Below are 25,895 nucleotides of genomic sequence, written 5' to 3'. Positions count from 1 at the left end.
TGACTCCGTCCGGTCAGCAGGCGATCGTGACCCACTTGTGCACGGGGTAGGTGCGGGGGGAGGTGTCCCTGACGCTCGACAGGATGTCGAGTTCGGCGCCGGTGGGCGGGGCGATCAGCCGGAACGTCACCCAGGCATCACCGGTGGAGTCGGCGGTGCCGGACGCTCCCGAGGTATAGCCCTTCTGGCCGGGGATCCAGTAGTCGGCCCAGACCGGCTGCCCTGCGAAGTGGGGCGCGGAGAAGGAGTCGTGCGAGAGGTGCACGGTCATGTCCTCCGCGCGGACCCAGACCGGCCGTCCGCCGATGCGGAGATTGATGGTGGTGCACTGCTGGAAGACAGTGGTGTAGGCGTTGTCGTTCCACCATTCTCTGTCGACCCCGCTCGTGTTGTCCCGCGTGCAGTGGAGCAGGGTGCGCGTCAGCGTGTTGCCGTAGTAGGTGCCGTCGGTCCAGACGACCTCGTAGCTGATGCTCAGCGTCGAGTCCGCGGGCGGGGAGTCCACCGTGTAGTTGAAGGTGACGTTTCCCTTGACCGGGTCGAATTGGCCGAAGAGGGTGCCGTATTTGCTGGTGCCGGGGATGGTGTAGACAGCAGTAATCTTGGAGTCGGCGGGGTCGTGACCTACGGCTTCCAGGTTCAGGGTGAGCCGGTCCACGGGTACGGCGATGGTCCTCGTACCGCTCCCGATGGTGTCTGTGCCGCAGTGCTGGTCCACGTAGGCCGCGACCGGCCCGTCCAGGCCGGCGAAGGCGGGTGACGCTCCGGCGGCGGTCAGGCCGATGAGTACGGCCAGACTCGCGATCAGTGCTCTCCAGGCTCTCCAGGTCATCGCGGATGCTCCCCCAGGTGGTCGGTGCCGACGGTGCTCTCCACTTGCGGCGGCGGAGACGCCGGCACGGCGCACCCGGTTCCGGCTCAGTTCCAGTGGAAGGACCAAGTGCGCGCGTCGGCAACGCGCGCCGTCCTGGACCGCATCCGTCACACCGCGTACGGCCGGAGGGCATCCGCGGACGCGTCCGGACCACCTGGGCGACGACTAGGACCTGTCCGGCCGATCATGTGACTGCTCCGTGCCTGGGTCGTTGTTGTGGGCATGGGGCGGGGTGATCTGACGGATGCGGAGTGGGAACGGCTGCGGCCGTTCCTTCCGGTCAGCAATGGACGTTGTGGCCGGTGGCGGGATCACCGGCAGGTGATCGACGGGATTTTGCACCGGGTGCGGACCCGGGGTGCAGTGGCGGGATCTGCCTGAGCGGTTCGGGCCGTGGAAGACCGTCTATGAGCGCCACCGGCTGTGGTCGGCCGACGGCACGTGGGAGCGTCTGCTGCAGTAGGTCCAGGCCGCTGCCGATGCTGTCGGCGAGATCGACTGGGACATCTCGGTGGACTCCACCATCGTGCGGGCTCATCAGCACGCGGCGGGTTCCCGCGCTGAACCGCCACCGGCGCCCGCGTCAAAGGGGGCCGAAGCGGCAGAACATCAGGGCGAAACGCCCTGGCAGAGCCTGCTCGCCCGTTTGGTGGAGGTGGTGCAGGAGATGAGGGCCTGGGCCGCTCGCGCGGGGGGTTCACCAGCAAGCTCCACCTGAGCTCCGATGGCCGCTGCCGTCCGCTGTCCCTCGTCGTGACCGGAGGACAGCGTTCGGACTGCACCCAGTTCCAGGCGGTGCTGGCGAAGGTCCGCGTCCCGAGAGCCGGCCGGGGGCGGCCCCGCACGAAACCCGACAGCGTCGCCGCCGACAAGGCCTACAGCAACGGTCCGTGTCGCGAGTACCTGCGGCGCCGGGGCATCCGTCACACGATCCCGGAGAAGACCGACAGCCAGGCCGTCCGCCTGCGCAAAGGCTCACGCGGCGGGTGACCGCCCGGCTTTGACGCGGAGCGGTACAAGAAACGCAACACCGTCGAACGGGCAATCAATAGGTTGAAGCAGGCCCGGGCCGTGGCCACTCGCTATGACAAGCGCGGCTACGTCTTCCTCGGCACCGCAACGACCGCGGCACTGGTCACCTGGCTCCGCACGTGATCGGCCGGACAGGTCCTAGTGCCCTGACCGTGAGGGTTCGCCGGGTTGGCGATTGGAGCGGTTGGATAGACAGTGACTCCTGTCCGACCGCTGGGGGCGTGGTGGCTGAGCCTGTGCGGGTGCGCAGACCGACCGACCAGGAGGGGCAAAAGCTGCAGCAGATCGTGAGCCGGGGAAGTACAAGCTCGGTGCGCTATCGGCGGGCGATGATGCCGCTCGCGTCTGCCGGCGGGAACCGGGTCCCGGTGATCGCTCAGCTGGTCCAGGCCGACGAGGACACGGTGCAGGATGTGATCCACCGGTTCAACGAGATCGGCCTGGCCTGCCTGGACCCTCGATGGGCGGGAGGCCGTCCCCGCCTGCTCACACCTGACGACGAGGACTTCGTTATCCAGACGGCCACCACCCGCCCCACCAAGCTCGGCCAGCCCTTCACCCGCTGGTCGATCCGCAAACTCGCCTCCTACCTGCGGCGCGTGCACGGACGCGTCATCCGCATCGGCCGGGAAGCCTTACGGTGCCTGCTCCGGCGCCGTGGCATCTCCTTCCAGCGCACCAAGACATGGAAGGAGTCTCCCGACCCCGAGCGCGACGCCAAGCTCGACCGCATCGAGCACGTCTTGGAGCACTTACCGGACCGGGTCTTCGCCTTCGACGACTTCGGGCCCCTGGGGATCCGGCCAACCGCAGGCTCCTGCTGGGCGAAGCAGGGCCAGCCCGGCCGCCTGCCGGCGACCTACCGCCGCACCCACGGCGTCACCTACTTCCACGGGTGCTACTCCATCGGCGACGACCGGTTGTGGGGTGTCAACCGCCGCCGCAAAGGCACCGCCAACACGCTGGCCGCGCTGAAGTCGATCCGTGCCGCTCGGCCCGACGGCGCTCCGATCTACATCATCCTGGACAACCTCTCCGCCCACACCGGCGAGGACATCCGCCACTGGGCGAAGAAGAACAAGGTCGAGCTGTGCTTCACCCCGACCTTTGCGTCCTGGGCCAACCCGATCGAGGCGCACTTCGGCCCGCTGCGGCAGTTCACCCTCGCGAATTCGAACCACCGCAGCCATCCCGCGCAGACCCGGGCCCTGCACCGCTACCTGCGCTGGCGCAACGCCAACGCCCGTCACCCCGATGTGCTCGCCGCCCAGCGCAGGGAACGCGCCCGCATCCGCAGCCTGAGCGCGTGGGGAATCCCGCCGTGCCCGGATGTGGAGATCAGACAGCGGCCAGGCTCTTCGCCATGACCCGCTCCCTGCCCACGCCATCGGGCAGAAGATCGCCGGGCTCACCTGTGTCCGTGAAACCGTGCCGCTCATAGAGCGCGGTCGCCTTGCGGTTGTCCGGCATGACGGACAACCGCATCGTCGTGGCACCGCGCTCCGCCGCCCACCGCTCGATCGCCTGGATCAGGTGGTCACCCACGCCCTTGCCCCGAGCCGCGGGGTTGACCCACATCGAGATCAACTCCGCGTTCCCTGCTCCCTCGCCCGGCACTCCGCTGGCCATGCCTACCGGGAGGTCGTCGAGGAGTGCGACGAGGTCGTGCGCGCCAGGAATCGACAGACGGGCGCGCCAGCGTTCCTCTCGGTCGCCGGAGCCCTGCCACTGGGCCAGTGTCGATCCGAACGCGTAGGGCGCCTCAGCAAGCGCGGCCAGTCGCAACTCCCGCCACAGGGGCCAGTCGTCTGATTTCAAGGTGCGTAGTTCAAGCATGATCCAGACCCTGCCCGCGCGCCGGGGTGGTCAGCAAGTTGATTACAGCGATGCAAACGAGGTCGTTCCGCCTTGCGACCAGCCAAAACCGGGGAGCAGCGGTCACTCGCGCACCCGCAGACCACGAGACCTCGGTGAACCTATCCGGTCACGGCACTAGGACTTGTCCGGGCGATCATGTGACTACGCCTTGCCCGGATCATTGATGTGAGCAAGGGGATAGGGCCCGTTGCGCGGCCACGAACCCACGCCCGCCATCCATGGCAGCTGCACCAGGCACAGGCCGGTTGGGTGGCCAACCATGAAAGCTCCTCCTCAGCCCTGCACCCAGGCTTCTTCCTCCGCGCGTGCCGTGTCGTAGGCCCGGCGGGCAGTGGTGACCTGGGGCAGGTGGGCATCGGACCAGCCGGCGATGGCGTCGAAGACGGGGATGAGGGTGCGGCCCAGCTCACTGATGGCGTACTCGACCCTCGGCGGGATCTCGGCATGGTAGGTGCGGGTGATCAAACCGTCCCGTTCCAGCTGGCGCAGGCGCTGGGTGAGCACTTTCGGCGTGATCGTGGGCAGGAGCCGCTGCAGTTCGTTGAAGCGCGAGCGTCCGTGGTGTTCGAGGGCCCACAGGATCGGGGTGGTCCAGCGGCTGAACACCAGCTCCACCACCGGGTTGATCGGGCACACCTGCTGCACTGGCTCGGTCACGGCACCTTTCCTTCCGCCTCTCGCCCGCACTCCCCGTACTCAGCGCCAGGGCACTTTCCTAGAGGAAACCACTATCCCGAGGATACTAGCTTGGTGGTGTCAGCGAGCGAGCCGACAGCCAGCCGGACCGCTCGGCGATCAGTCGGCTACCCGTCGTACCGACGGGCCGTCCGCGCCACCGAAAGAGGCACCACCATGACGTTCCCTGCGCTGCCCGAGCGTGCGGGTGACCGACCCGAGACCGGTCCCGAGGTCCCGCACCTGCAGCTCACCCAGCCCAGCCCACCGCAGATCAAGGAGGCACTGCGGCAGTGGATGGCCACCGCGCTCCCCGGCACCGTCTCGGGCCGCAGCGAGATCTCCGTCCCCAGCACCTGGGCGGTGTTCCTCAGCGATGTCGCCCCTGCCCGCGGTGCCCGGCTGTTCCTGCCGCGCGGGAACGCGGAGTTCGTGCACCTGCACGCCGACGGCAGCCTGCACCTGGCCCTGGACCCGTCTGACCACGCCGCGTTCCTGGCCTCCGGATGGGGCGAGAAGCACCCGCTCTACGACCGCGGCGCCAATGTCGTCATGTTCTACGCCCCGCGCGACGAGGCCGAACTGGAGGTGGCCAAGAAGGCCATCGCCGCTTCCTACCGGTACGCCACCGGCCACGCACCGACCGCCGGGCCCGCAGCGGCCTGACCGCTCTCCCCACGCCGCGCCGGGACGTCGGCACAGGTGACCGGCACGGCCGGCGTACCCCTGCCGAGGGCTACATCGAAGCAGCCGCCAGGCCCCTGTGCGGCATCGACGCAGTCACGTCACTCACACCACACCAGCCTGCGGCTTTGCCCTGCCCATTTCCCGTTCTCCACACCGACCAGCAAGGGCTCCTCCATGTCCTACCTGCTCCACATCGACTCTTCCTCGCTCGGCGCCGATTCGGTGTCGTCCCAGGTCGCCCGCTCCTTCCGGGACACCTGGGATGCGCCGGTCGTTCACCGGGACCTGGCCGCCTCGCCCGTACCCCATCTGGGCGCGGCGGGCATAGCGGCCTGGGGCACCGACCCCGCCCGGCACACTCCGGAACAAGCCGCGGCCGCCGCTGTCCAGGATGAACTCATCGAGGAGTTCCTCGGCGCGAGTGCCTACCTGTTCACCGTGCCGATGTACAACCTCACGATGCCTTCGGTGTTCAAGGCATGGCTTGACCAGGTCATCGTCAAGGACCGCACCTTCGGCCTCCCCGACGGTCCCGCGGCGTCCGGCCGTCCGGCCCTGGTGGTCTCGGCACGCGGCGGCGGTTACGGCCCCGGCACCCCCAACCACGGCAAGGACTTCGTCGTGCCCGCGCTGGAGACGATCCTGCACGACATGCTCGGCCTTGAAGTCACCTCGCTCACGCCCGAGTTGACCATGGCGCCCGTCGTCCCGGCGCTGACCCACCTGATCCCGCTCCACGAGGCGTCCCTGGCCGACGCGCACCAGCAGGCCCGCCGACAGGCCGGGAAGTTCCGCGGTCAGATCGCCGCCTGACCCGTTCCGGGACCCATCACCACGCTCGCCGCCCACACCACTCACCGAGGAGAAACCCCATGCCCAAGATCACCACTGGAAGGGTCCTGCTGACCCTCACCTCACTGGTCACCATGACCGGTGCCTACATCGCGGACTGGAACAAGACCCACATCTACAACCCCAACTGGCCGCCGCACGCCAAGTTCCACAACGCCCAGACCATGAGCATGGGCGCCGCACTCGGTCTGATCGGGTTGTACCTGCTGTGGGTGCACCGAGGTGCCTGGACGCGCTCCCTGGTCCAGGTCATCGTTGTCGCCGAGTCGCTGTACTGGATTACTCAGCTGTCGGCGATCTTCTACCCCGGAACTGCCCTCGTTGACGGCGATTGGGTTCCGCCCATCCAGCCGGTCCTCGCCACAACCATGCTGGCCCTCAACGCACTCGCGTACTTCCTCGAGCGCCGACGTCTGGAGCACCGGATCGCCTAGGACTTGTCCGGGTGGTCATGTCTGAAGCCAGATCACCCGGGCTGCAGCGGTGGCGGTGCCGAGGTAGACATAGCCGCGCTTGTCATAACGGGTCGCCACGGCCAGGGACTGCTTCAGCCTGTTGACCGCCCGCTCAACGGTGTTGCGTTTCCTGTACCGCTCCTCGTCGAAGCCAGGCGGCCGTCCACCGCGCGAACCCTTGCGCAGGCGGGCCGCCTGGCTGTCGGACTTCTCAGGGATGGTGTGTCGGATACCCCGGCGCCGCAGGTAGGTGCGGCATGGCCCGTTGCTGTACGCCTTGTCCGCGGTCAGACTGTCGGGCTTCGTGCGGGGCCTGCCCGGCCCGATGCGTGGGACGCAGATCCTCTCCAGCACCGCCGTGAAGTGGGTGCAGTCCGCCCGTTGTCCGCCGGTTACGAGCAGGGACAGCGGGCGGCAGCGGCCGTCGGCGGTCAGGTGGAGCTTGCTGGTGAGCCCGCCACGCGAGCGACCCAGGCCTCACTCCCTGCGCCACCTCCGCCAAACGGGCGAGCAGGCTCTGCCTCCGCGTCTCGCCCTGATGTTCCCTTCCGCCTGCCCCCTTGAAGCAAATACCGAGGGCCGGCTGGCCGGTGAGCCGAACATCGGGCACACCAAAGAGGTCTTCGCCGTCCGCGTGATCGAACTGGAGGTCCGCCCCGTCGTCATCAGCGCGGGCCGTGACCGGGTGGCACGGGTGTGGGAGCTCACCGGCGTCTGAGGACTGTCCGGCGCCGGCGAACGTGGGCGCCGGTTGGGGCAGCGGACCCATCGGTCACGGCCTGGTGCTCTGGCTCTGATGAGGCTCTCTGAAAATGGCTCTGGTCGCTCTATCGTCAATGATCTCGTAGAGGCCGCGGGGTGCTGATATCGACGGGCGTGGCCACACACCGTCACATGTGCTCGTCCGCGGAGGCGGTGATGACGGGCTCTGGGCCTGTGGGCAGGAGTTCAACCACAAGGGCCACAGCCTCTTCGGCGGTCTCGACTTCGCCGATCACGGAGAAAGGACTGCGCCGGCGAACCTTGAACCGTCCGTTGTCCAGGGGCTCGATCGATCCGGCCTGCACAGTCCAGGGGTAGCTGGTGGAACTGCTGAAGAGCAGGGCGAAGTGGCTGGTGAACGGATAGCGCCGTCGGAGTCGTGGTTGAGCGGCAGCAGCCTCCAGCAACGGAACGATGCCCGGATAAGGTCGCCCGGGCGAGCGGATCTGGTGCACTGCATGCTTCCACTGCCAGCTGAGTCGCAAGGACTGCCAATGGGCCTCGACAACATCAGCTGGCCCGCGACTGCGTGCTGCAGCTATGTCTGGCAGAACTGGCCTTGGAGGCAGGGGCAACTGTTGATCGCAGGTCTCGTCATTCGCGTCCACTGTCATAGTGTCGCGGCCGTTGCCCGAAACCGGTGCTCTGATAACGAAGATCACGGCCGGGTGAGAATGCGTATCTCGACGTCGTCGCGCGCTCGCGAGGGCAGATCTGCCGGTAGCCGATGCTGTGGATGTGCGCCCGCCATTCGCCCGGGGTGAGGCCTGCGCCGGCACGTTCGCATGCTCGGGCTGCTGCCTGATCCATGGAAATGTGGAACGTCTGGAGAAGTACGTTCGCGCCTGCCGCGTACAGGGTTGTGTTGTCAGGGCTGAAGGTCAGGGCGAGGACACCTGTGCCCGCGGTGGGAAGGGCGGAGCCGAGGGGAGTGCTGGAGTTCACGTCCCACAGCCGCAGTGTGCCGTCCATGCCTCCTGCGGCCAGTGTGCGCCCGTCCGGCGTGAATGCCAGGGCTGACACGCGTCTGGACTGTCCATCGTGGATCTTGGGTGGAGGAAGGACACCCAGGGGCTGGCGGGCATTGCCGTCCCAGATGGTTACCCCGCCGGACTCGTCTCCTGCAGCCAGGTACTTGCCGTCCGGACTGTACGCCAGCGCGGTCGTATAACCCGAGGTGAATGAGCGGCGTGCGATCCGGCCCGTCTGCAGGTCCAGAAACTGTCCGTGGTTGGTGGCGAGGGTGCGGCCGCCGGGTTTCACCACGAGGTGTTCGCCGCCGATGCCGTGGATTTCTCGGGTCATGGCGTCGCTGCGCACATTCCAGTATTCGATGTCTTCGTCCTCCGGCGCCCGTGAGGTCAGTAGAGATGTCCCATCCGGGGAGAAGGTGATGCCATTGACTGAGTTTGCAGGTGCACCCGGGATTTTTGGGTCGGTCCGTGTGACGGTCAGCGAACCGGTCGTGCGGCGGGTCGGAACGTCCCACAGGAACAGCTTCTCCGGTGGCACGGAAGACGATGGATTGCTGACACCGTAGGCAAGGATGCGTCCGTCGTGGCGGAAAGCCATGTGCACCGGGCAGGGGACAGGGGTCTTCGGCCCCGGCGGACAGTTGGCAGGCGGTGGGTCGGTCAGGTGCCGACCGCCGCGGATGCCGCGCAGCTGGATGCGAGCCTGGCCGGTGCGGGGGTCCTGGCGGGCGAAGGCGAGTGTGCTCGCATCGGGGCTGAAGGAAGCCGCCACGGCGGGTCTGCTCTGCCAGGGGGAGTTCACGGCTGCGTCCAGGGAAAGGGAGCGCACCACGGTCTGGGACCGGCCCGCGAAGTAGCGGATCCGCTGTTGCTCCATGTCCAGCCTGAGTTCGCCGACCACCTCGTCGGAGATTGCATAGCGCAGGATGGGTGCCGCGGGAGCGGCGGTTCGCCACAGCAGGATCTCGTCGGCGTCGCTTGCCGCCATGAACGCGCCATCCCTGCTGAATGCCAGGTCTCTCAGCCCTCCATGCCTGATCGCGGGCAGTTCCCGGCCGGAGGCGATCTGCCAGGTGCGGGTTCCTGCGGGGCCGCGTCGGACCAGGCGCCGGCTGTCGGGAGTGAACTGGAAGTCTTCTTCCAAGCAGTTGCGCGCCGTGGTCACCGGTGCCCAAGGGGTGGGCAATTGCCGTCGCCGGCTGATGTCCCAGAGCTGCAGTCGGGCGCCGGGCAGGCACAGTGCCATCAGGCTGTCATCCGCGCTCACCTGGACGTCGGGCAGCGGGTAGCCTTTCATCGCCCGTTGCCGGTTAACCCGTTGCATGACCCAGTCCGCGATGTTGTACAGAGTGCCGGGACCGACTTCGGGCAGGCGGTCGTCCATGCGGCGCTCCAGCAGGACCCGCCGGGTCTTCATGTCCCGGAGCTGGACGGTAGCCTGCGGTCCTGCGGTCCGGTACAGAACTAGCGTGCGACCACTGGGACTGATCTCCGCTCCGTCGTCGGCCGGCGTGCGCCCCCCTTCCACACGGCCCGCCGGTACATCCCACATCCGCACTTCACCGTCGCCCCGCACGAGGGTGAGTTCCCGGGCGTCGGGGGTGATGACTCCTGCCTGCGCAAGGTTGGGGCCCAGCCCTGGGTACGAAGCGGTCCTGCGATGGGTACGTACGTCCCAGGTCGTCACCTGCTTGGCGCCGACACTGATGAAGGTACGTCCGTCCGAACTGAGATATCGCGCCGTGGCCGAATCGGTGTCCGGATCGGTGAAGGAGTCCTGCTCCTTCTGCACTGCAGCGCTCAGCAGCGCGGAGCGGGTCTCGGGGAGGTCGGCCAGTTTCCACGAGGCAACGCTCAGCCGCATGGCCGTTGCGGGATCTTCCGCGCGAAGGCTCTCCGCCAGTGCAGCCACGCGACGGGCCTCGGTACGCAGCCGTTCCTGCTTCTCCGACTCGCTCTGCCGCCATGCGATCGTCCCGGCGACCAGGGCGAGCATCACCACGGCGGACAGGCCCGCCATCAGTCGGCGCAGGCGACGCGTGGTGCGTGCGGCGGTGTGTTGCTCCCGCTGCCGTTCGGTGAGGCTGGTGGTGAGGAAGGCGCTCTCCAGTCCGGTGAGGTCGGCGGAGTGCTCGGGGCCGAAGTGTTCCTCGGCCGCGTTGAGGCGGCTGCCCCGGTACAGAGCGCCTGGGTCGCGGTCGAGTTCTTCCCAGGCGCGGGACGCGTCGGTCAGTTCGCGGTGTGCGCGCAGGCGTTCGCGGTCTTGGTCGATCCAGTTCCGTAGGCGGGGCCAGGCGGTGATGAGGGCTTCGTGGGCGAGGTCGACCGTGTTGTCGTCGAGGGTGAGTAGCCGTGCACGAGTGAGGGCTTCCAGGACCTGGGCGGTCTCCTGCCCTCCGACGTCCTGCAGTTCGGCATGCTCGGTGGGTCTTCGGGTGTCGGGGGTGCCGTCGCCGGGAGTGACCAGGCGCAGCAGGAGACGTCGTGCAGTCGCCGCCTGGTTGTCGCTGAATCGGCTGTAGACGTCTTCGGCGGTCTTGGCGATGGCGCCTGCGAGACCACCGGTTGCGTCGTAGCCGGCTGTGGTGAGCGTTTTGCCGCGGCGGCGGCGCCAGGTCTCCAGCAGCACGTGCGACAGCAGCGGCAGCCCGCCCGGTGCGTCGGCGGCTTCCTCGACGAGGCGGGCGGTGAGGGCTCGTTCCACGGTGAGGCCGGCCGCGTTGGCCGGTTTGACGATGGCCTCGCGCAGTTCGGCCGGGGTCATGGGACCGGCCAGCAGGTTCGCATCACGCAGGGCGTCGGCCAGGTCGCGGTGTTCGGCACAGTGGCCGTAGAAGTCCGCTCGTACGGCGATGAGAACCCGTAATCGGTGCTGGGGCTGACGGGCGGCCAGCAGCAGGCCGATGAAGCGGGCGCGTTCCGCGGGGTCCTGGCAGAGAGTGAAGATCTCCTCGAACTGGTCGACGACCACAAACGTGTCCGCGCCGGGTCCGGCGTCGCTGGGCGTGAGGAGGGGGGCGTGGGTGCGGGCCGGCCACTCACCGGGGGTCAGGATGCGGATCGCGGCCGGGCGCAGCCCAGCGCCCTGGGTGCGCTGGAGGGCCGGGATCAGCCCGGCGCGCAGCAGGGAGGACTTGCCGCTGCCGGAAGGGCCGAACACGGCCGTGAAGCGTCGTTGGCGCAGGAGGTCAAGAAGGTCGCTAGTGAGCCGGTCGCGTCCGAAGAAGAGGCTGTTGTCCCCGGTCTCGAACCGCGCCAACCCCTTGTACGGCGGCTCCGCGATCTCCCCGTCATCCTCAGGGCCCGAGGCGGCAACCTCCTCAACGGCCTCCTTCCACCGGGCCTCCCACTCCGACGGGTCGCCCCCACACGCTGCCGCGTAGGCCAACACCACCGGCAGCGTCGGCAAGTGCTCACCGCCGGCTGCCTGGGACAGCGTCGTGATCGAGTAACCGGCCCGCTGCGCCAGCGCCCGGTAGGTGATCCCGCCCGCTTCGGTACGCAGCTTGCGCAGCTCGAAGGCGAACCGTTGCACCGGACCGGACTCCGGATCCACCGGCACCTCACGACGCCCCGCCATGCTCCCGCCCCCTGTAGGCCGCCCCCGCACCAGGCCAGCGGTCACGCTAGGCATCGCCACCACTCCCGGAAAGCTCGCGTTCGGCCATTGTTTGGCCGTCGGAACAGCCCTGCCGAACAATGCGCCGACCGCTGAACTCGACATTGCGAGCCCCAGCCGTCCGGGCGACGAACCGCCGGACGGTCGTGGGGTTCGGGTTCCGGGGGAGTGCCGGATCGGGTCGGCGTGCAGCGATGTTGGCCGATGCCGATCAGCAGCACATACCCCGTCAATCAGGACGACCCCTGCTGGGAGAGAAGAAGGAGTCAGAGATGACCAAGGTCGTGCAGGCGATTGCCGATCGCCTGATGGAGCGGGTGGTACCCGGAGCGACAGCTCACGCGGTGTCGTGCCGGCAGGTTGGCTCGCAGTGCGTCCCGGGCAGCTGCGCGAACAAGCCCAACTACACCCACTACCGGATGGCCTGCACCGACGGCAGCTGGTACTGGGCGTACGGCCACTGCGGCTGCTGACACCGGTCGCCCATCAAGTCTTCGGCCTCCGCCGGAGCAGTAGGGGCGTCGGTGGCCTCCCAGGTCAAGGGGCCACCGGCGTCCCTGAACCTCTTACTTCTATCGGCACGACGGGAGGGAGTCCCTCGACATGGAGCTGGCTGCAATGTCCTGCCGGATCCTGCTCGTGGTCGTCTTCACGGTCGCGGTGGTGAGCAAGATCGGCAGTGCGCAGTCCTTCGCGGCGTTCGTGCGCTCCGTCGAGCAGTTCGCCGTGCTGCCCCCGCGCAGGGGACGCGCCGCGGCCCGCCTGGTGACCGGGGCCGAGGCGGCGGCAGTCGTCCTGCTGTTGCTGCCGGGGCCGGCCGCGATCGCGGGCTTCGCGCTGGCCGGTTGCTTGCTCGCGGCGTTCACCCTCGCGATCGGGGCGTCGCTCCATCGCGGTGTGCGGGTGCCGTGCCGCTGTTTCGGGGCGTCCACGAGCAGCACGGGTCCCGTCCACCTCGTTCGCAACGGCTTCCTGATCGCCGTGGCGGTGACCGGTGCCGTCGGGACGTTCCATGGCCTGCCAGGAGCACCGGGCGCCCTCGCGACGGGCGTTGGCATCGGCCTCGTCCTGGGCGTCCTGGTGACCGTCCTCGAGGACGTCTCCGAGGCGCTGCGCGACTCCATCCCGGTTGCCGTACGGAAAGGGCAGAAGTGATCATGCCGTATCTCATCGCGGCCGTCGTGCTTGTCGGCGCGCTGTGCCTGCTCGACCTCCTCATGACCGTGGGGCTGATCAGAAGACTGCGCGCGCAGCAGGCCCCGCACATGTCCGCGGACAGGTTCGCCGATGAGGGGATGCTTCCCCCCGGCGGGATCGTCGGGGCGTTCGAGACCCGGACCGTCGACGGCCGCCCCCTGCGCAGCCGCGATCTCGGCACCGGGACCGTCGTGGTGTTCCTGTCTCCCGGTTGTCCTCCGTGCCACGCGCAGCTGCCGCAGGTGGTGGCCGCGCTGGGGGCGGTTCCTGAGAACGGGGCCGTTGCCGTCGTCGCGGGCGGGATGGACGGGGATGCGGAGACCGAGCAGATGTTCAAGGAGCTGGGGCCGGTCGCCAGGGTCGTACACGAACCCGGCACGGGTCCCGTGACCGAAGCGTTCGCGGCCCGCGCCTTCCCCGTCATGTGCCGGGTGCGCGCCGTCGGTGACGAACTCGTGGTGGAGGCGGTGGGCGAACACGTCCTGCCGACACCCGACCCCGCGGCCCGATGAGGACGGCAGAGGCATCGTCGCCGGGGCTGCGGCGGCTGGCCCGCGTCTTCCGTGCGGCGACCGGGCTTGCCTGCAGGGCAGCGCCCTGGCATCTCGTGGCGCTTACGCTCCTCACCGCCCTCGGCGCGGTCCTGCCCATCGCGTCCGCATGGACGGTACGGGCGGTACTGGACCGGCTGGCCGCCGGCAGCGGGCTCCACACGCTCCTCGTGCCGACCGGACTGCTCGCCGCGGCGGGAATCGCAGCCGCGGCGGTGTCGCACATCCTCCAGTACGCCCAGGCTCAGACGCAGCGCGCGGCCGGACTGCGCGCCCAGGACTCCCTCTACCGGTCCGTGGACTCCCTGACCGGCCTGAGCAGATTCGAGGACCCGCGATTCCTGGATCGGCTGCGACTGGCCCAGCAGGCCGGGGGCCTCATGCCGACCCAAGCGGTCAACAACGCGCTCGGGGTCCTGCGCGCGACGCTCACCATCGGCGGATTCCTCGGATCGCTGGTCGTGCTGAGCCCGCTGCTGGCAACCGCCGTGATTCTTTCCGGTGTGCCGGTACTCCTCGGTGAACTGATGATGAGCCGTCGTCGCGCGGCGATGTTGTGGGACATCGGTCCCGCCGAACGCCGGGAGCTGTTCTACCTCCAACTGCTGACCAGCACGCAGGCCGCGAAGGAGATACGACTGCTGGGCATCGGCGGCTTCCTGCGCGGGCGGATGCTCGCCGAACGCCGTAAGGCCAACGCGGCCAGGCAGGCGGTGGACCGTCAGGAACTGATGATCCAGTTCGGTCTCGGGGTGCTCGCGGCCGTGGTTGCCGGCCTCGGCCTCTTGTGGGCGGTCCGCGCCGCGGAGCAGGGCCGCATCAGCATCGGCGGCGTCTCACTGCTGGTGGCCGCGCTGCCCGCCGTGCAGACGGCACTCGCCGGACTGGCCAACGAGATCGCCGGCGGCCACCAGGCACTCCTGCTCTTCGACCACTACGTCGCGATCAGGGACGCGAAGGACGACTTGCCGGTCACCACCCGCCCCCGGCCGGTGCCCCCTCTCCGCAAGGGCATCGAACTGCGTGACGTCTGGTTCCGCTACAGCCCGGAACACCCCTGGGTACTACGCGGGGTGAACCTCAGGATTCCTGCGGGCAGCTCCGTCGGGCTGGTGGGGCTCAACGGAGCGGGAAAGACGACGCTGGTCAAGCTCCTGTGCCGGCTCTACGACCCCGACCGCGGCCAGATCCTGTGGGACGGGACCGACCTGCGGGCGTTCCACCCCGCCGAGATGCGCGGGCACATCGGGGCCACCTTCCAGGACTACATGGAGTACGACCTCACCGCGGGCGAGAACATCGGGCTCGGCGACCTCGACCAGCTGACGCAGCAGGACAACATCGAACGCGCCGCGCGCCTGTCCGGGATGCACGACTCCATAGCCGGCCTGCCCGACGGCTACCGCACCATGCTGAGCCGGACCTTCTTCTCCGAGGAAGACAAGGACGACCCGGGCACCGGCACCGTCCTGTCCGGCGGGCAGTGGCAGCGCCTCGCCCTGGCCCGGTCGTTCCTCCGGGACCACGCCGACCTCCTGATCCTCGACGAGCCCAGCTCCGGGCTCGACGCCGAGGCCGAGCACGAGATCCATCTGCGTCTGCGCGACCACCGTGCAGGCCGCACCAGTCTGCTGATCTCGCACCGGCTCGGCGCGCTCCGTGACGCCGACCTGCTGGTGGTGCTCGAGAACGGCCGGATCGTCGAACAGGGCACTCACGATCAGCTCACCCGGGCCGGCGGGGCCTACGCCCGGCTGTTCGCGATGCAGGCCAACGGCTACCGGACCGGAGTCCCGGTCACCGTCGTCGACACCTGAGGAGGTGCACTCATGCGCCCATCCGGCCGATGGCTGTTTCCGTTCGCCCTCGCAGTGGGGACGCCCCTGGTGGGCGTACTGCTGGCACGGCGCTCCTTCGCGGTGATCACCATCGCCGGTGCCAGCATGGAACCGGCCTATCGAAGCGGCGACCGGGTGCTGGTCCGGCGGCTCAGCCGCGGTGGGGGCACCGGCATCGAGCGGGGCGGCGTCGTCGTCGCGACGTGGCGACCGCCCTCCGGTGCCCCGCAGGGAGAGCTTGCGGTGACGAGCGCCGGGCCTCATCGGTCGGCCGGCGAGCCGACAGGTGCCCGAAGCTGGATGATCAAGCGCGTCGTGGCAGGCCCCGGCGACCCGGTTCCCAGGGGTCTGGGGCCCGCCCTCATCGCTGAGGCCGGTAAGCCCGTACCGCGGGACCGGTTCGTGGTCCTCGGCGACAACGCCGCTCACAGCCACGACTCCCGCCACACCGGCTACGTCGAACGGGGTGACATCCTCGGAGTGGTGATCCGCAGGCTCGAACGCCGCCGGTGAGGTACATGGGGAGCCACCGTGCTGGAAAGGGTGCCGGGCGAAGTGCGTCTCCCGCTGAGGCACGCATCCAGTAACGATGAGCTCGCCGAGCGCCTTGGCTACCTACGCAAGGCCGGCGCCTTTGCCGAGACGGAGGGAGCGTTGGCCGCACCTTCGGCGGCGTGTGGCCAACTCCCCTTGTACCCAAGTGAATCAAACCGGCCCTTCTTGTCGATCAGCGTGCGCTTGCCTTCGGGCAGCACTGCTTCGTTCGCGGTGTTCCACCCCACACCGAGCCCTTGCGCGACCCGGGCCACGGTCAGGTGCTGCACGACGATGCCTTCCAGCGCCCATCGCAGCCCGCGCCGCGAGCATCGCGCGTGGCTCGGCCGCCCGCTGGTGTCCTGGCGCCACGCATGTCCGCAACCGGTGCAGCGGTAACGACGGATCGCGACCAGGTCATGAGCCTTTCTCATCCTCAGTGCGAAGGTTCGAGAGGGAGGACGGCCTTGACCAGGGCGCTGACGAGGTCGTGCTGATTTCGGGCTCAACTAGGAAGGGAACTGTCCTAATTGATCCCTAGTGTCGTCACATCACGAAGAACCGCAGGAGGGGACAACACCGATGAGTCAGACTGCACCCGAGGGCTACACCAGCGTTGCACCGTGGGTCGTCACCGACGACACCGGCGCACTGCTCGACTTCATCACCGTCGCGTTCGACGGCGAAGAGATCGCACGGGTGCCGGTCGAGGACGGCACCATCGGCCACGGCGAGATCCGAGTCGGCGACACGGTGGTGCTGGCCTTCGACCGACGGTCCGACTGGCCGGTGATGCCTTCGCTGTTGCGGGTCTATGTCACGGACGCGGACGCCGCAATGGCCGCTGCTGTTGCGCACGGGGCACAGGTGATCACCGAGGCTGCCGACAGTGCGTGGGGGGATCGCGGCGGCAGGGTGCGGGACCCGTTCGGCAACATTTGGTGGGTGATGAGCAGGGTCGAAGACATCGCACCGGACCTTGCCTGGCAGCGAATGTCCGAGCCGAAGTATGCCGAGGCGATGCGCACGGCCCAGGAGACTCTGGACGCCGCGCTCAGCGGCCGAAAGACAGGGGTGGCCAGCGCCCCGCAGCGCCCAACCCACTGAGAGCAACTTCCGACCTGACTGCGGACGGCGGGAGTTGAGGGCCGACAGCCGTGCGTAGACACAACGAAGCTCCTGGTGGGCGCTTCCTCAACCAAGATCACCCGTGCCGCCAGGAGCTTCGCGTGCTTGCCTATCCATCATCGATGGATCTGCCCACCCGCACCCGGGGTACCTGACCGGTCAACTCATCTCCCGGCGGCCGGAGATCGGTACACGCTGGAACACGCCAGGCGTTCCTTGCGCTGGCTCACCTGCGGTGCGGCGATACCTACGCACAGCTCGCGGCTGGATTCGGCATCGGGACCGCGAACACCCACCGCTACATTCGTGAGGCCGTCGATGTGCTGGCCGCCCTCGCGCGGCCTTGACCGAGGCCATGAAGGCGGCCTCGGCGAAGGCATTTGTAATCCTGGACGGCACCGTGCTGCCGATCGACCGGATCGCCGCCGACACTCCGTACTACTCCGGGAAACACAAGCGGCATGGAATGAACGTGCAGGTTCTCGCCGAACCCCTCGGACGTCTGATCCGGGCGTCTGCCGGGCTGCCCGGCTCGACCCACGATCTGACCGCCGCCCGCAACCACGGGATCACCGACGCCTTGCCGCCGTGGGACTGAAATGCTGGGCAGACAAGGCGTACCAAGGCGCCGACCGGCCCGTCCGAATCCGTTCCGGAGCCGCCGCCTCAAAACATGGAAGCGACGCCACAACACCACCCATGCCAAGATCCGCTGCCTCGGCGAGCGCGCCATTGCCCCCTCAAGAGCTGGAGCCTGCTGCGCAAAATCCGGTGCAGCACCAACCGGATCACCAACATCGTGAAGGCTGCCCTCGTCCTCCACCACACCTCGACGTGAGGTTGGAAAAGGCTCAATGGCAAGCCTGTCGTCTCTGCGTCGACGCATCGGCGATGCATTCGCCGAGCAGAAGTGCAGCGACCGCCTCCGGGGCTTCATGCATTGCGTCGTGGCCGGTTGGGAGGTCGTGGACCTGCCACCCGGGATCGGCTTGGAGTCGGGTGCGGAGTTCAGCGAACGGCGTCCGGTCTTCCCATCCCGAGCAGTAGATGAACTCCCGACGGGGGACCTGGGCGAGCGTGCCTGCGAGCCGGATCGTTTGCACGAACGAGGCGAGGGGATGGGGACGGCGGCGGGGATCGCCGCCGTCCGGTGGTCGGACGGCGTAGCCGGTGGCCGCAGCGCCGGCAGCGAACACTTCCCGGTAACGCTCGGTCGTTGACGACCAGCACGACTCGCCATCGCGCGGTACGTAGGCGTCGAGATGCACCAGTCGTGAGATCCGGCCGCCAGCGCGATCGGCGGCGGCGGCGATCACCATCCCGCCATAGCTGTGGCCGACCAGCGTGGCGCTGGTGATGTGGGCGCGATCCAGAAGCCGCAATACGTCGTCCGCGTGCGTGTCGAGGTTGGCGGTCGTGACCGTCATGTTGTCGTCGTCCGGCCGCAGACCGGTCAGGGTCAGGGCGTGAACGGCATGACCGGCACGCTCCAGCAGCGGAACCACCGCCTCAAACGACCAGGAGCCGTGCCAACCGCCGGGCACGAGGACGAACGTCGCCATGCGTTTCTCCTTCTCCCTCAAGCGCGGCATCGAGGCACGCTGCCTCGATGACATGTGGTTCCGTCGGGCGCTCTGCGCGACTGAAGACCACTCCGCATGGAGGCAGTGTCACCCAGATCAAGGTGTGGCTTGCTACCGATAGGATGCCAACTGATGCCTGTTCGCCGCCAACCTTGCCTGATCGCCGGTGTGACGTCCCATGTGTGGCCGTCTGGCGGGCGCCACCTCTGGCCGTCCGGCGAAACCAGCGCAGTGCAGTCGCACGCACGGGGACACCTGGTATACGCAGCCAGCGGAGTCTTGACAGTTCACACCGAGCGCGGCACGTCGATCGTTCCTGCCAACCGGGTCGCCTGGACCCCCGCCGAGTTCACGCACCATCACCGCGCCCACGGCGACACCGATATGCGGATCGTCTTTCTCGCGCCATCCCTCACCCGGCTCCTACCAGACCATCCCGCCGTGTTCCTTGCCTCCGACCTCGCGCGCGAGGTCCTGCTCGCACTGACCGGCCCCCGCAACTACGACGCCGCCGCTCCTGACTACAGCCGCTCCGCGCGCTCTCGCCTTCTTCGAGTCCTCGTCGATGAACTCCACGAAGCACACGAACAGCCACTGCACCTGCCGGAGCCGCGGGACGACCGACTGCAAGCCATTGCCCGCATGCTGTACGAGAAGCCGGCAGACAACGCCACGCTCGCCGAATTGGGGAAGAGGATCGGAGCCAGCACCCGCACCCTCAGCCGACTGCTCCGCAACGAACTCGGCATGACCTTCTACGAGTGGCGCACGCAGCTCCGCATCTACCACGCGCTCGTCCTCCTCGCCGACGGCCACGACACCATCCAAACGGCCTACGCCTGCGGATGGGCCAGCCCCAGCAGCTTCATCGCAGCATTCACCAACATCATCGGAACGACCCCGGGCCGCTACCGAACCAGTCGCCAGACCACCGCCCGCACATCTCAACTCCCGACGGTGGTCAAGTCCTCGGACTGATTCGTAGTCGTACCCCGGGCCGATGTGGTCCGCGATCGGACAGGGGACGACCCCTGTGTGCCTCGCGATTCCCGCACAACTACAGCGCCGGCACCAACCATCGGCTCGACCACGCGACGAGCCGGGACCGCACGATCAGGCTCGACTGGGATCAGCCCCTAAACTCATGGGATGAACAACTACACGTGCACCCACTGCGGCTCCGTCGGTCTGGTGGAGGGTTTCATCGAGGACGCCGGCGAGCACTCGCGCGGATACGCGCGCTGGATCGAGGGCGCGTTGGAGCGGGGGCTTTTCGGGGGTGCCAAGCGGATGGGCCGGCCCCGGCGGCAGATAGAGGCGTTCCGCTGCCCCAAGTGCGGGCACCTCGAGCTGTTCGCCACTGGCGAGGTGTAGTTGCCCCAGGTTGTCCCGGACGCTCGCAACGGGCGGTCGCGCGTCGCGTCGCGTGCCGGGTCCTCCGAGACATGGCGTTATAGAGGGTGAGGTCGGGGAGGGCGCGGGCGATGAGCGCAAGGGCTGCAGCCAGGCGGTCGGTGAAGCAGGAACCCGTAGGCCGGGCAACCGGCCGAACTCCCTCATAGGGGAATCCCCCTTCAGGAGCGGGAGGACGTCAACGCCCCGACAAGGACGACGAGTGCGGTGAGGACGGCCGCGAGAGCCATCGTCATCCCAGCCGGGACCCGGAGGATTCGCCGATCTCCCCGCTGCTGCTGATGGGCGAGCCTGAGCGCCACCCACGCCGCCTGCGCGAGTACGCCGCCAACGAAGGCGAGCAGCAGCGGCATGACGGCGTCCGGAATGGGCAAAGCGCTCGTCACGAAGGCTCCCGCAGCTGGGCTCAAGCAGGCCAGCCCGATCCATGGAGCCACTCGCCTCTTCGGTTGGACCCCCAGCAGAGCAGCGAGCGCCAGGCCCTCGCTGGCCGCGTGAACGAGGAGCGCTGCCACCACAGCGACCGAGGCGGTGAGTGCCAAGGTCGCCCCCTCCAGGAAGCGGTGCAGCGCGAGCCCTGATGCCGCGCCGATGCCGCCCGCACGACCCGGCTCGCACGGGCAGCCGATACGGACCACGGCACCCATCACCCCGTACGAGGCGAGCGTGGTGACCGGCACCGCCCACAGCGGCAGGCCGGCCTCCTGGGCCTCGTCCCACGCGTCGGGCAGAAGATCGAGGAGCGCAATGATCAGCAAAATCCCTGACGCGGCAGCCAGCAGAAGCGCAGACCGGTTGGTTCCGCGCCGCGCGAGCCAGGCGCCCACCACCGTGGCCACAGCGACCAGGATCACGCCCACCATCGTTTCGGCGTCGGGCCACTGCCACCCGGTCCCGTGGTCAGTGTGCGCGCCTGCTGCGCAGAGCACGGAGTGCATGTCCCCTCCCTCCAAAGGGGCGGGCGTACGTGTGCAGTGCCCGGGCGAACCGGCTTCGATGGTCTTGCTGGGCGAGCAGTAGGCCATGCACATGGCGTCGGCGGGGGGCCGGGACCTGGGCTGAGCCGACGTCGTAGGCGTGACGCGCCACCTGCTGACGCGGGACAGCGGGCCTGGCAACAGCCTGATCAGCGCCCAGTTCGAAGTCTGCCTGCGGCCCCGAGCCGAGTCGGAACAACACGACCTTCAGCAGGTTCACGGGGGAGCACAGGCGGTCAGCGACGGTAGCAGTACGAATCCGAGGACGCGTCGCCGCCTTGCAGGCGCGTCTGGTGCACGCGCAAACCCAGGAAGTCCGGGCTGTGCGGGAAGAAACGGCTGTCGACGGAGAGCCCGCCGTGCGAGGTGTCGGCGTCGAGTTTGACCATCCACGGGTCGATGCCCGCGGGATAGAACTGCGCGTCCCAGGCGCTGTACAAGGAGTTCGTCAGGTACACGCGCCGCCCGTCGCGGCTGAGCTCGACCATCTGCGCTCCGCCGGTCAGCGGAGTATCCGGCTCGGCGGGATGCGGCTGTTGGCTGACGATGCCGCCAAGACGCACGGACGCGGTCTGCCTCGGATGGAACGGGTCGCTGACGGCGTACTGGTGCAGATCGCCGGTTCCCCAGGCAGATACGTACAGCCACTGGTCGTCCACCGACAGGTCGATGTCGGTGATCAACGGGGGCACGGCGCCGAACGGCTGCAGCGCCGGGGGCAGGTCCTGCGTTTGCGCGGGCTCGGCAGGGATGGTGATCACCTTGTGGACCACGAAGTCCTCGCCCTCCCGGTTCCACAGCCACACCGACGCCGACAGGTCCTCCACGTTGACCACGGAGTGCGCGAACCCCCACGTTGCCTCGGGGTCGTGCGCGGGACGCAGCTCCAGCACCATCTGGTTCTCATCCCCCAGATCGATGCGCTGCAGGTGTCGGCCGGAGTCCAGCTCCCAGAAGTGCAGCGAGTGACCGTACTGGCGTCCCAGCAGCATCTCGGGGACGAGGCCGTCCTCGAACATCGAGGGGGTGCCCCACTCACTGGTCACGGCGATGTTCTGGCGCAGATGCCACCAGAGGTCGTAGGCGAACCGCTGCGGTCCGCGGTCGCTCTCCCAGGCACGCAGCACTTCGAAGCTTTCATGGTCCAGCAGCGCGACCCCGCCAGGTCCGTCCGCACCGTCCGCGCCGCCCAGGCAGGACAGGAACACTCCGTCGGGACCGCAGTGGAGCGTGTGCGGACGCGAATATCCGGCCTTGGCGGCCAGCTCCTCGGCCTCGACCACCTTGACCAGGCGCGGGTGGCCGGGATCGGGGCCGGTGTCGAAGACGTGCAGCCGGGAGGAGCGCAGTCCCGGAATGATGAGGTAGCGCCGCGCAGCGTGATGATGACCGGCATGCGCCAGCGCGCTCGAGCAGGCGTTCCAACCGAAGTGGTGCAGTTCGTTGGCCAGGCCAGGCAGCTCGGCATGGGAGATCACACGGCCGTATCCGGGGGAGTCGGGGTCGGTGTCGACGGTGAACAACGCGTCCGCGCGCTGTGCGGTGGGGTCGAAACCGACGACATAGGCGAGCTTCTCCGGGGGCGCGGCGACGGCATCCGCCGGAGTGCGGTACAGGGTGGGGTCACTGTGCTCGTCGCCGTCGTGAGCGTGCTCAGTCGTCCTCATGGCTGTTCCTAACTCCCGAACGGGAGCCTGGATCCCGGGGACTCCCGACAGGCAGCGGGCTCACCCGTTCGAGATCGATGTGCAAACGCCGGACAGATATGCCACAAAACGAGCGTTTCATAGCCCCGGAGCCCTGCCAAACCGGCAGCGCGGGGGCGCGGACCGGTCCCGCGTGCAGCTCGTCTCGTCTCCGGCACGCCCGAGAGCGGCGGCGCCGCGGTTGCTACACGTGATCGCCGATACCGTCCCTGCCCAACTCGGTGCGGACCACGGCCGGCGCGATCGTCGCTGCCCGCCTCCGAGTCGCCCAGGCCTACTCCCGCCCGCCGTGGTGGCCAGCCACCACGACACGCCCGCGTGCGACGATCCACCGCTACGGTCGACCAGCTCTGCCGTCGGCGCAGGGGTGAGCGAGGCCCTTACCCACCGAGCCCTCATCGAGTGCGCCGGCTGCGGCGTACCCGGAACCGCTCCTGCGAGGACCTCTGCCCGGCCTGCCTCGGCCGGCCGCTGTGCAGCACCTGCCCCCGGGCCCAACCCTCCGGCGCGCTCCGCCGAGACGGCGACGGGCGCTGCACGACATGCGCCTCCGCCTGAGCGGTTCGACAGTGTCCGACAGTACGTAGCCGTTGACCTGTCGCAGTGAAGGTTAAGCGTTTCTCACCGAAGGTTGAGCGGATGCCTTGCGCGGCAGCGCCTCAGGCCGTTGTCAGTGCTTGCAGGCAGGATCACGGGCATGACGCCGTTGCTCCTTTCCGACATCGAACGAGCCGTTCGCAGCAGCTGGAGTGCCGAGACATGCACGCCTGAGTTCCGATCGCGCTGGACCGAGGACAATCCGGCTCGGGACCAGTGCGGGGTGACCGCCATGGTGCTCAATGACCTGCTGGGAGGCGAGCTGATCCGCGGGGAGGTCCACGTCAACGGAGAGCGTGTGGACTACCACTGGTGGAACCGCCTGAGTATGGGCATTGAGGATCTCACCCGCGAGCAGTTCGGGCCGGAGGAGACTGTCATTGGCGGCGTTGTCATCCCCCTTCCGCCCGTGAACGAGTGGCGCAGGCTCCGTGAGGAGTATGAGCTTCTCCGCGACCGGGTCTTGGAGAAGCTCAATCGGCAGCAGGCATCCGCCTCTGTGGCCGTGCCTCGGCAGCCATGTGTGGAGCTCGTGGATGAGATGGTCGAGCGTGTGGACGAGCAAGACCAGGTCTTGGCCGTGGTCGGCCGGGGCGAGGCCGTTCGCCGTGGCTGGTTGCATCGGATTGCAGTGACGGTATGCCGGGATCGGGAAGGCCGGATCCTCGTGCACCGTCGTTCCGAGCACGTCGATCGGTTCCCGGGACACTACGAGGTGGGATTGGGCGGTGCCGTTGCCCCGAGCGAGTCCTATGAGGAAGCCGCATCGCGCGAACTGGCCGAGGAGCTGGGTGTTCGAGCGCCGGTCCGCTTCATCGCGAAGTTCCTGAACCGTAGCGGGCTCAGCCCCCATTGGCTTGCGGTGCACGAGGCTGTCCTGTCCGACAACCTGTGTCCTGACCCGGGCGAAGTGATGTGGCACGGCTGGCTGTCGGAGTCCGAGCTCCTCAGGTCGATGCAGGAGAACCTGTTCACTCCGGATACCCGTGATGTTTTGAGTCTCTACTTCTCCGCCGTGGAGCGGAGAATCGTCTGATCGCCTTGGTCCTCCTTTCTTTGCCACCACAGACCTTTGATGGGTGACCGTTCGCGGCGATTCTCAGTGAAGGTTGAGTGAGCGGTCCTGGATGATCTGGCCCTTCTTGCGCCTGTAGGACCGCTTGGCTCTGCAGCCAAAACGGCTGGGAGGCGATCCCTACCACGTTCGGGTCGAAGTCCAGCAGGATCAGCCGGTCTCGCTCCAGCCTCGACTCGTAGCCCACGTGATCGCCGGTGGTCACCGCGTAGTACCAGCCGGGGAAGCTGCGGTCGCCTTTGTTCCAGCGGAACCCGCGTACCGGCGGCACGTCCTCGAAGCGGAGGTTCCATCCGGCGCCCAAAGCGGTGCGGCAGCGCCGTCCGCCGTCGAAGAAGTCCAGGTCGAAGGCGCTGAGCGCTAGATCGCCGTACGCGTGTAACGGCTCCCCCAACGTCTCCCCGGACACCCCGGCCTCAGCGGCCACTCAACCTTCGCTGAGAAAACCTCTCGGTCACCAGACTTCGCTGACAATGCTCAACCTTCGCTGCGAGAGGTCAGCCGTTACCGGCCAGGCCTAGGAACGGCGAGTCCTCCACGTGGGAGAACCGACGGAATTCGCTGAACTGCGTAGACGCCGACCACATCGTGCGGGGCAGGCGGCTTGATGCTTTGCGTCCCGGAGCGGCGGCATGGGCCAGCGCCGATTACCGATGAGGTCGTTGCCTTCGGCAGGATGAGGGCCATGACCGAGATCCATACACCCCGTCTCCTCCTCCGTCGCTGGCATGACGACGACCTCGCGCCTATGGCGGACATCAACTCGGACCCGCGGGTCATGCGCTGGATCGACGACGGCTCGGTGCGCGACCTGGACCACACGGTAGAGGCCATCGAGCGGTGGGAGGAGGAGTGGGACGAGGAAGGCTTCGGACTCTTTGCCGTCGAGCTACTGGCTTCGGGAGAGCTGGCCGGCTTCACGGGTCTGTCCGTGCCCGAGTTCCTGCCGGAGGTACTGCCCGCCGTGGCGATCAGCTGGCGGCTCGGCTCACAGTTCTGGGGTCAGGGCTACGCATCCGAAGCCGCCCATGCCACGCTGGAGTTTGCTCTCCAGGACCGCGGACTCGACCGCGTCATCAGCATTAACCGGGTCGGTGACAACGCTTCTGAGAACGTCATCCGCAAGCTCGGCATGGTGCCGGAGCGAGAGACGGTGCACCCGGTGTACGGCTATCCGCTGCGCGTTCACGCCATCGATCTCACCGAGTTCCAGGCGTGAACCGGCCGAGCCGTAGATCACCACAGGGCAGATGATCAACCCTTCGACCCGCGTTCCGAGGCTGGTCGGCTCCGTCACCGGTCCCGTGATGCTGCTCAAGGTCGCCGTGGACCTCTCGATGCCCTGGTACACGTCTGGTCCCTGGCCCTGACGCTCGCCATTCTGCCGATTGGCCGCATCGTCTTCGGCAACCGCCACGACAGGGAGCGGCAGCACCAGGTCGCCAAGCATGAACGTGGAGCGGCGCCGGACTTGTGAGGACTCGAGGC

Annotated in this window: 23 protein-coding genes and 5 pseudogenes; 18 read left to right on the top strand and 10 right to left on the bottom strand. The window is 68.1% G+C overall.

Going from position 1 to position 25,895, the window contains the following annotated elements:
- Positions 1-13: 13 nt before the first annotated feature.
- Complete coding sequence (locus ACWCP6_RS19615; protein ID WP_450933722.1) at positions 14-832, bottom strand: hypothetical protein; 819 nt, start codon at positions 830-832, stop codon at positions 14-16.
- A 264-nt stretch (positions 833-1,096) separates the two neighbouring features.
- Here ACWCP6_RS19615 and ACWCP6_RS19610 point away from each other — a divergent pair.
- Positions 1,097-2,029, top strand: a pseudogene (locus tag ACWCP6_RS19610) (IS5 family transposase).
- Between the two features lie 101 nt (positions 2,030-2,130).
- Complete coding sequence (locus tag ACWCP6_RS19605; RefSeq protein ID WP_450933721.1) at positions 2,131-3,273, top strand: IS630 family transposase; 1,143 nt, start codon at positions 2,131-2,133, stop codon at positions 3,271-3,273.
- On the opposite strand, the gene ACWCP6_RS19600 is transcribed toward ACWCP6_RS19605, so the two are convergent.
- Both ACWCP6_RS19600 and ACWCP6_RS19595 read right to left on the bottom strand, forming a co-directional pair.
- On the bottom strand, positions 3,245-3,742 hold the full coding sequence (locus ACWCP6_RS19600) for an N-acetyltransferase family protein (RefSeq protein ID WP_450933720.1): 498 nt from the start codon (positions 3,740-3,742) through the stop codon (positions 3,245-3,247). The two genes, ACWCP6_RS19605 and ACWCP6_RS19600, sit on opposite strands and share 29 nt — an antisense overlap.
- Positions 3,743-4,057: 315 nt before the next feature.
- On the bottom strand, positions 4,058-4,441 hold the full coding sequence (locus ACWCP6_RS19595) for a winged helix-turn-helix transcriptional regulator (protein WP_450933719.1): 384 nt from the start codon (positions 4,439-4,441) through the stop codon (positions 4,058-4,060).
- A gap of 195 nt (positions 4,442-4,636) precedes the next feature.
- Between ACWCP6_RS19595 and ACWCP6_RS19590 the strand changes: the two genes are divergently transcribed.
- From ACWCP6_RS19590 to ACWCP6_RS19580, 3 genes are all read left to right on the top strand, one after another.
- Entirely contained in the window at positions 4,637-5,125 is a 489-nt protein-coding gene (locus ACWCP6_RS19590) for a luciferase domain-containing protein (RefSeq protein ID WP_450933718.1), read from the top strand.
- A 195-nt stretch (positions 5,126-5,320) separates the two neighbouring features.
- Entirely contained in the window at positions 5,321-5,959 is a 639-nt protein-coding gene (locus tag ACWCP6_RS19585) for an FMN-dependent NADH-azoreductase (RefSeq protein WP_450933717.1), read from the top strand.
- Between the two features lie 59 nt (positions 5,960-6,018).
- The gene (locus ACWCP6_RS19580; protein ID WP_450933716.1) at positions 6,019-6,432 is read left to right on the top strand and encodes a DUF6640 family protein; all 414 of its coding nucleotides are present in this window, start codon (positions 6,019-6,021) and stop codon (positions 6,430-6,432) included.
- Positions 6,433-6,447: 15 nt separating this feature from the next.
- On the opposite strand, the pseudogene ACWCP6_RS19575 reads toward ACWCP6_RS19580, so the two are convergent.
- A pseudogene (locus tag ACWCP6_RS19575) lies at positions 6,448-6,930 on the bottom strand (IS5 family transposase); the annotation flags it as partial.
- A gap of 61 nt (positions 6,931-6,991) precedes the next feature.
- Here ACWCP6_RS19575 and ACWCP6_RS19570 point away from each other — a divergent pair.
- Positions 6,992-7,171, top strand: a complete 180-nt coding sequence (locus ACWCP6_RS19570) for a hypothetical protein (protein WP_450933715.1) — start codon at positions 6,992-6,994, stop codon at positions 7,169-7,171.
- Positions 7,172-7,343: 172 nt separating this feature from the next.
- Here ACWCP6_RS19570 and ACWCP6_RS19565 read toward each other — a convergent pair whose 3' ends face one another.
- Entirely contained in the window at positions 7,344-7,829 is a 486-nt protein-coding gene (locus ACWCP6_RS19565) for a DUF6193 family natural product biosynthesis protein (RefSeq protein ID WP_450933714.1), read from the bottom strand.
- Entirely contained in the window at positions 7,810-11,769 is a 3,960-nt protein-coding gene (locus ACWCP6_RS19560; RefSeq protein ID WP_450933713.1) for an nSTAND1 domain-containing NTPase, read from the bottom strand. Before ACWCP6_RS19560 ends, ACWCP6_RS19565 begins: the two co-directional genes overlap by 20 nt.
- Before the next feature lie 311 nt (positions 11,770-12,080).
- Between ACWCP6_RS19560 and ACWCP6_RS19555 the strand changes: the two genes are divergently transcribed.
- From ACWCP6_RS19555 to ACWCP6_RS19535, 5 genes are all read left to right on the top strand, one after another.
- Positions 12,081-12,281, top strand: coding sequence for a hypothetical protein (locus ACWCP6_RS19555; protein WP_450933712.1), 201 nt, complete (start codon positions 12,081-12,083; stop codon positions 12,279-12,281).
- A 130-nt stretch (positions 12,282-12,411) separates the two neighbouring features.
- Entirely contained in the window at positions 12,412-12,963 is a 552-nt protein-coding gene (locus ACWCP6_RS19550) for a MauE/DoxX family redox-associated membrane protein (protein WP_450933711.1), read from the top strand.
- Between the two features lie 2 nt (positions 12,964-12,965).
- Positions 12,966-13,517, top strand: a complete 552-nt coding sequence (locus ACWCP6_RS19545; protein ID WP_450933710.1) for a TlpA family protein disulfide reductase — start codon at positions 12,966-12,968, stop codon at positions 13,515-13,517.
- Between the two features lie 95 nt (positions 13,518-13,612).
- Positions 13,613-15,373 (top strand): ABC transporter ATP-binding protein, encoded by a 1,761-nt coding sequence (locus ACWCP6_RS19540; protein WP_450933709.1) that lies wholly within the window; start codon positions 13,613-13,615, stop codon positions 15,371-15,373.
- 12 nt (positions 15,374-15,385) lie between these two features.
- Positions 15,386-15,907, top strand: coding sequence for a S26 family signal peptidase (locus ACWCP6_RS19535; RefSeq protein WP_450933708.1), 522 nt, complete (start codon positions 15,386-15,388; stop codon positions 15,905-15,907).
- 149 nt (positions 15,908-16,056) lie between these two features.
- On the opposite strand, the pseudogene ACWCP6_RS19530 reads toward ACWCP6_RS19535, so the two are convergent.
- A pseudogene (locus ACWCP6_RS19530) lies at positions 16,057-16,341 on the bottom strand (ISL3 family transposase); the annotation flags it as partial.
- 169 nt (positions 16,342-16,510) lie between these two features.
- On the opposite strand from ACWCP6_RS19530, the gene ACWCP6_RS19525 reads away from it, so the two are divergent.
- Positions 16,511-17,035: a VOC family protein gene (locus ACWCP6_RS19525; RefSeq protein WP_450933707.1), complete on the top strand. Its 525-nt coding sequence runs from the start codon at positions 16,511-16,513 to the stop codon at positions 17,033-17,035.
- Between the two features lie 122 nt (positions 17,036-17,157).
- Positions 17,158-17,894: pseudogene (locus ACWCP6_RS19520) on the top strand (transposase family protein).
- A gap of 13 nt (positions 17,895-17,907) precedes the next feature.
- Here ACWCP6_RS19520 and ACWCP6_RS19515 read toward each other — a convergent pair.
- Positions 17,908-18,618, bottom strand: coding sequence for an alpha/beta fold hydrolase (locus ACWCP6_RS19515; RefSeq protein ID WP_450933706.1), 711 nt, complete (start codon positions 18,616-18,618; stop codon positions 17,908-17,910).
- A gap of 252 nt (positions 18,619-18,870) precedes the next feature.
- Here ACWCP6_RS19515 and ACWCP6_RS19510 point away from each other — a divergent pair, with 252 nt between their 5' ends.
- Together ACWCP6_RS19510 and ACWCP6_RS19505 are read left to right on the top strand one after the other, a co-directional pair.
- Entirely contained in the window at positions 18,871-19,617 is a 747-nt protein-coding gene (locus ACWCP6_RS19510) for an AraC family transcriptional regulator (protein WP_450933882.1), read from the top strand.
- Positions 19,618-19,788: 171 nt separating this feature from the next.
- On the top strand, positions 19,789-20,013 hold the full coding sequence (locus ACWCP6_RS19505) for a hypothetical protein (RefSeq protein WP_450933705.1): 225 nt from the start codon (positions 19,789-19,791) through the stop codon (positions 20,011-20,013).
- A gap of 200 nt (positions 20,014-20,213) precedes the next feature.
- On the opposite strand, the gene ACWCP6_RS19500 is transcribed toward ACWCP6_RS19505, so the two are convergent.
- Positions 20,214-20,990, bottom strand: a complete 777-nt coding sequence (locus tag ACWCP6_RS19500; protein WP_450933704.1) for a hypothetical protein — start codon at positions 20,988-20,990, stop codon at positions 20,214-20,216.
- A 275-nt stretch (positions 20,991-21,265) separates the two neighbouring features.
- The gene (locus ACWCP6_RS19495) at positions 21,266-22,696 is read right to left on the bottom strand and encodes a selenium-binding protein SBP56-related protein (RefSeq protein WP_450933703.1); all 1,431 of its coding nucleotides are present in this window, start codon (positions 22,694-22,696) and stop codon (positions 21,266-21,268) included.
- A 736-nt stretch (positions 22,697-23,432) separates the two neighbouring features.
- On the opposite strand from ACWCP6_RS19495, the pseudogene ACWCP6_RS19490 reads away from it, so the two are divergent.
- From ACWCP6_RS19490 to ACWCP6_RS19480, 3 genes and pseudogenes are all read left to right on the top strand, one after another.
- Positions 23,433-23,816 (top strand): annotated as a pseudogene (locus ACWCP6_RS19490) (YunG family protein); the annotation flags it as partial.
- Between the two features lie 57 nt (positions 23,817-23,873).
- Positions 23,874-24,368, top strand: coding sequence for an NUDIX hydrolase (locus ACWCP6_RS19485; RefSeq protein ID WP_450933881.1), 495 nt, complete (start codon positions 23,874-23,876; stop codon positions 24,366-24,368).
- Positions 24,369-25,092: 724 nt separating this feature from the next.
- Entirely contained in the window at positions 25,093-25,626 is a 534-nt protein-coding gene (locus ACWCP6_RS19480) for a GNAT family N-acetyltransferase (protein ID WP_450933702.1), read from the top strand.
- Positions 25,627-25,895 lie beyond the last annotated feature (269 nt).

The sequence above is a fragment of the Streptomyces sp. NPDC002004 genome, from assembly GCF_053593975.1.
The sequence above is the reverse complement of the archived record's forward strand: the minus strand, read 5'-3'. Positions and strand labels throughout refer to the sequence as shown.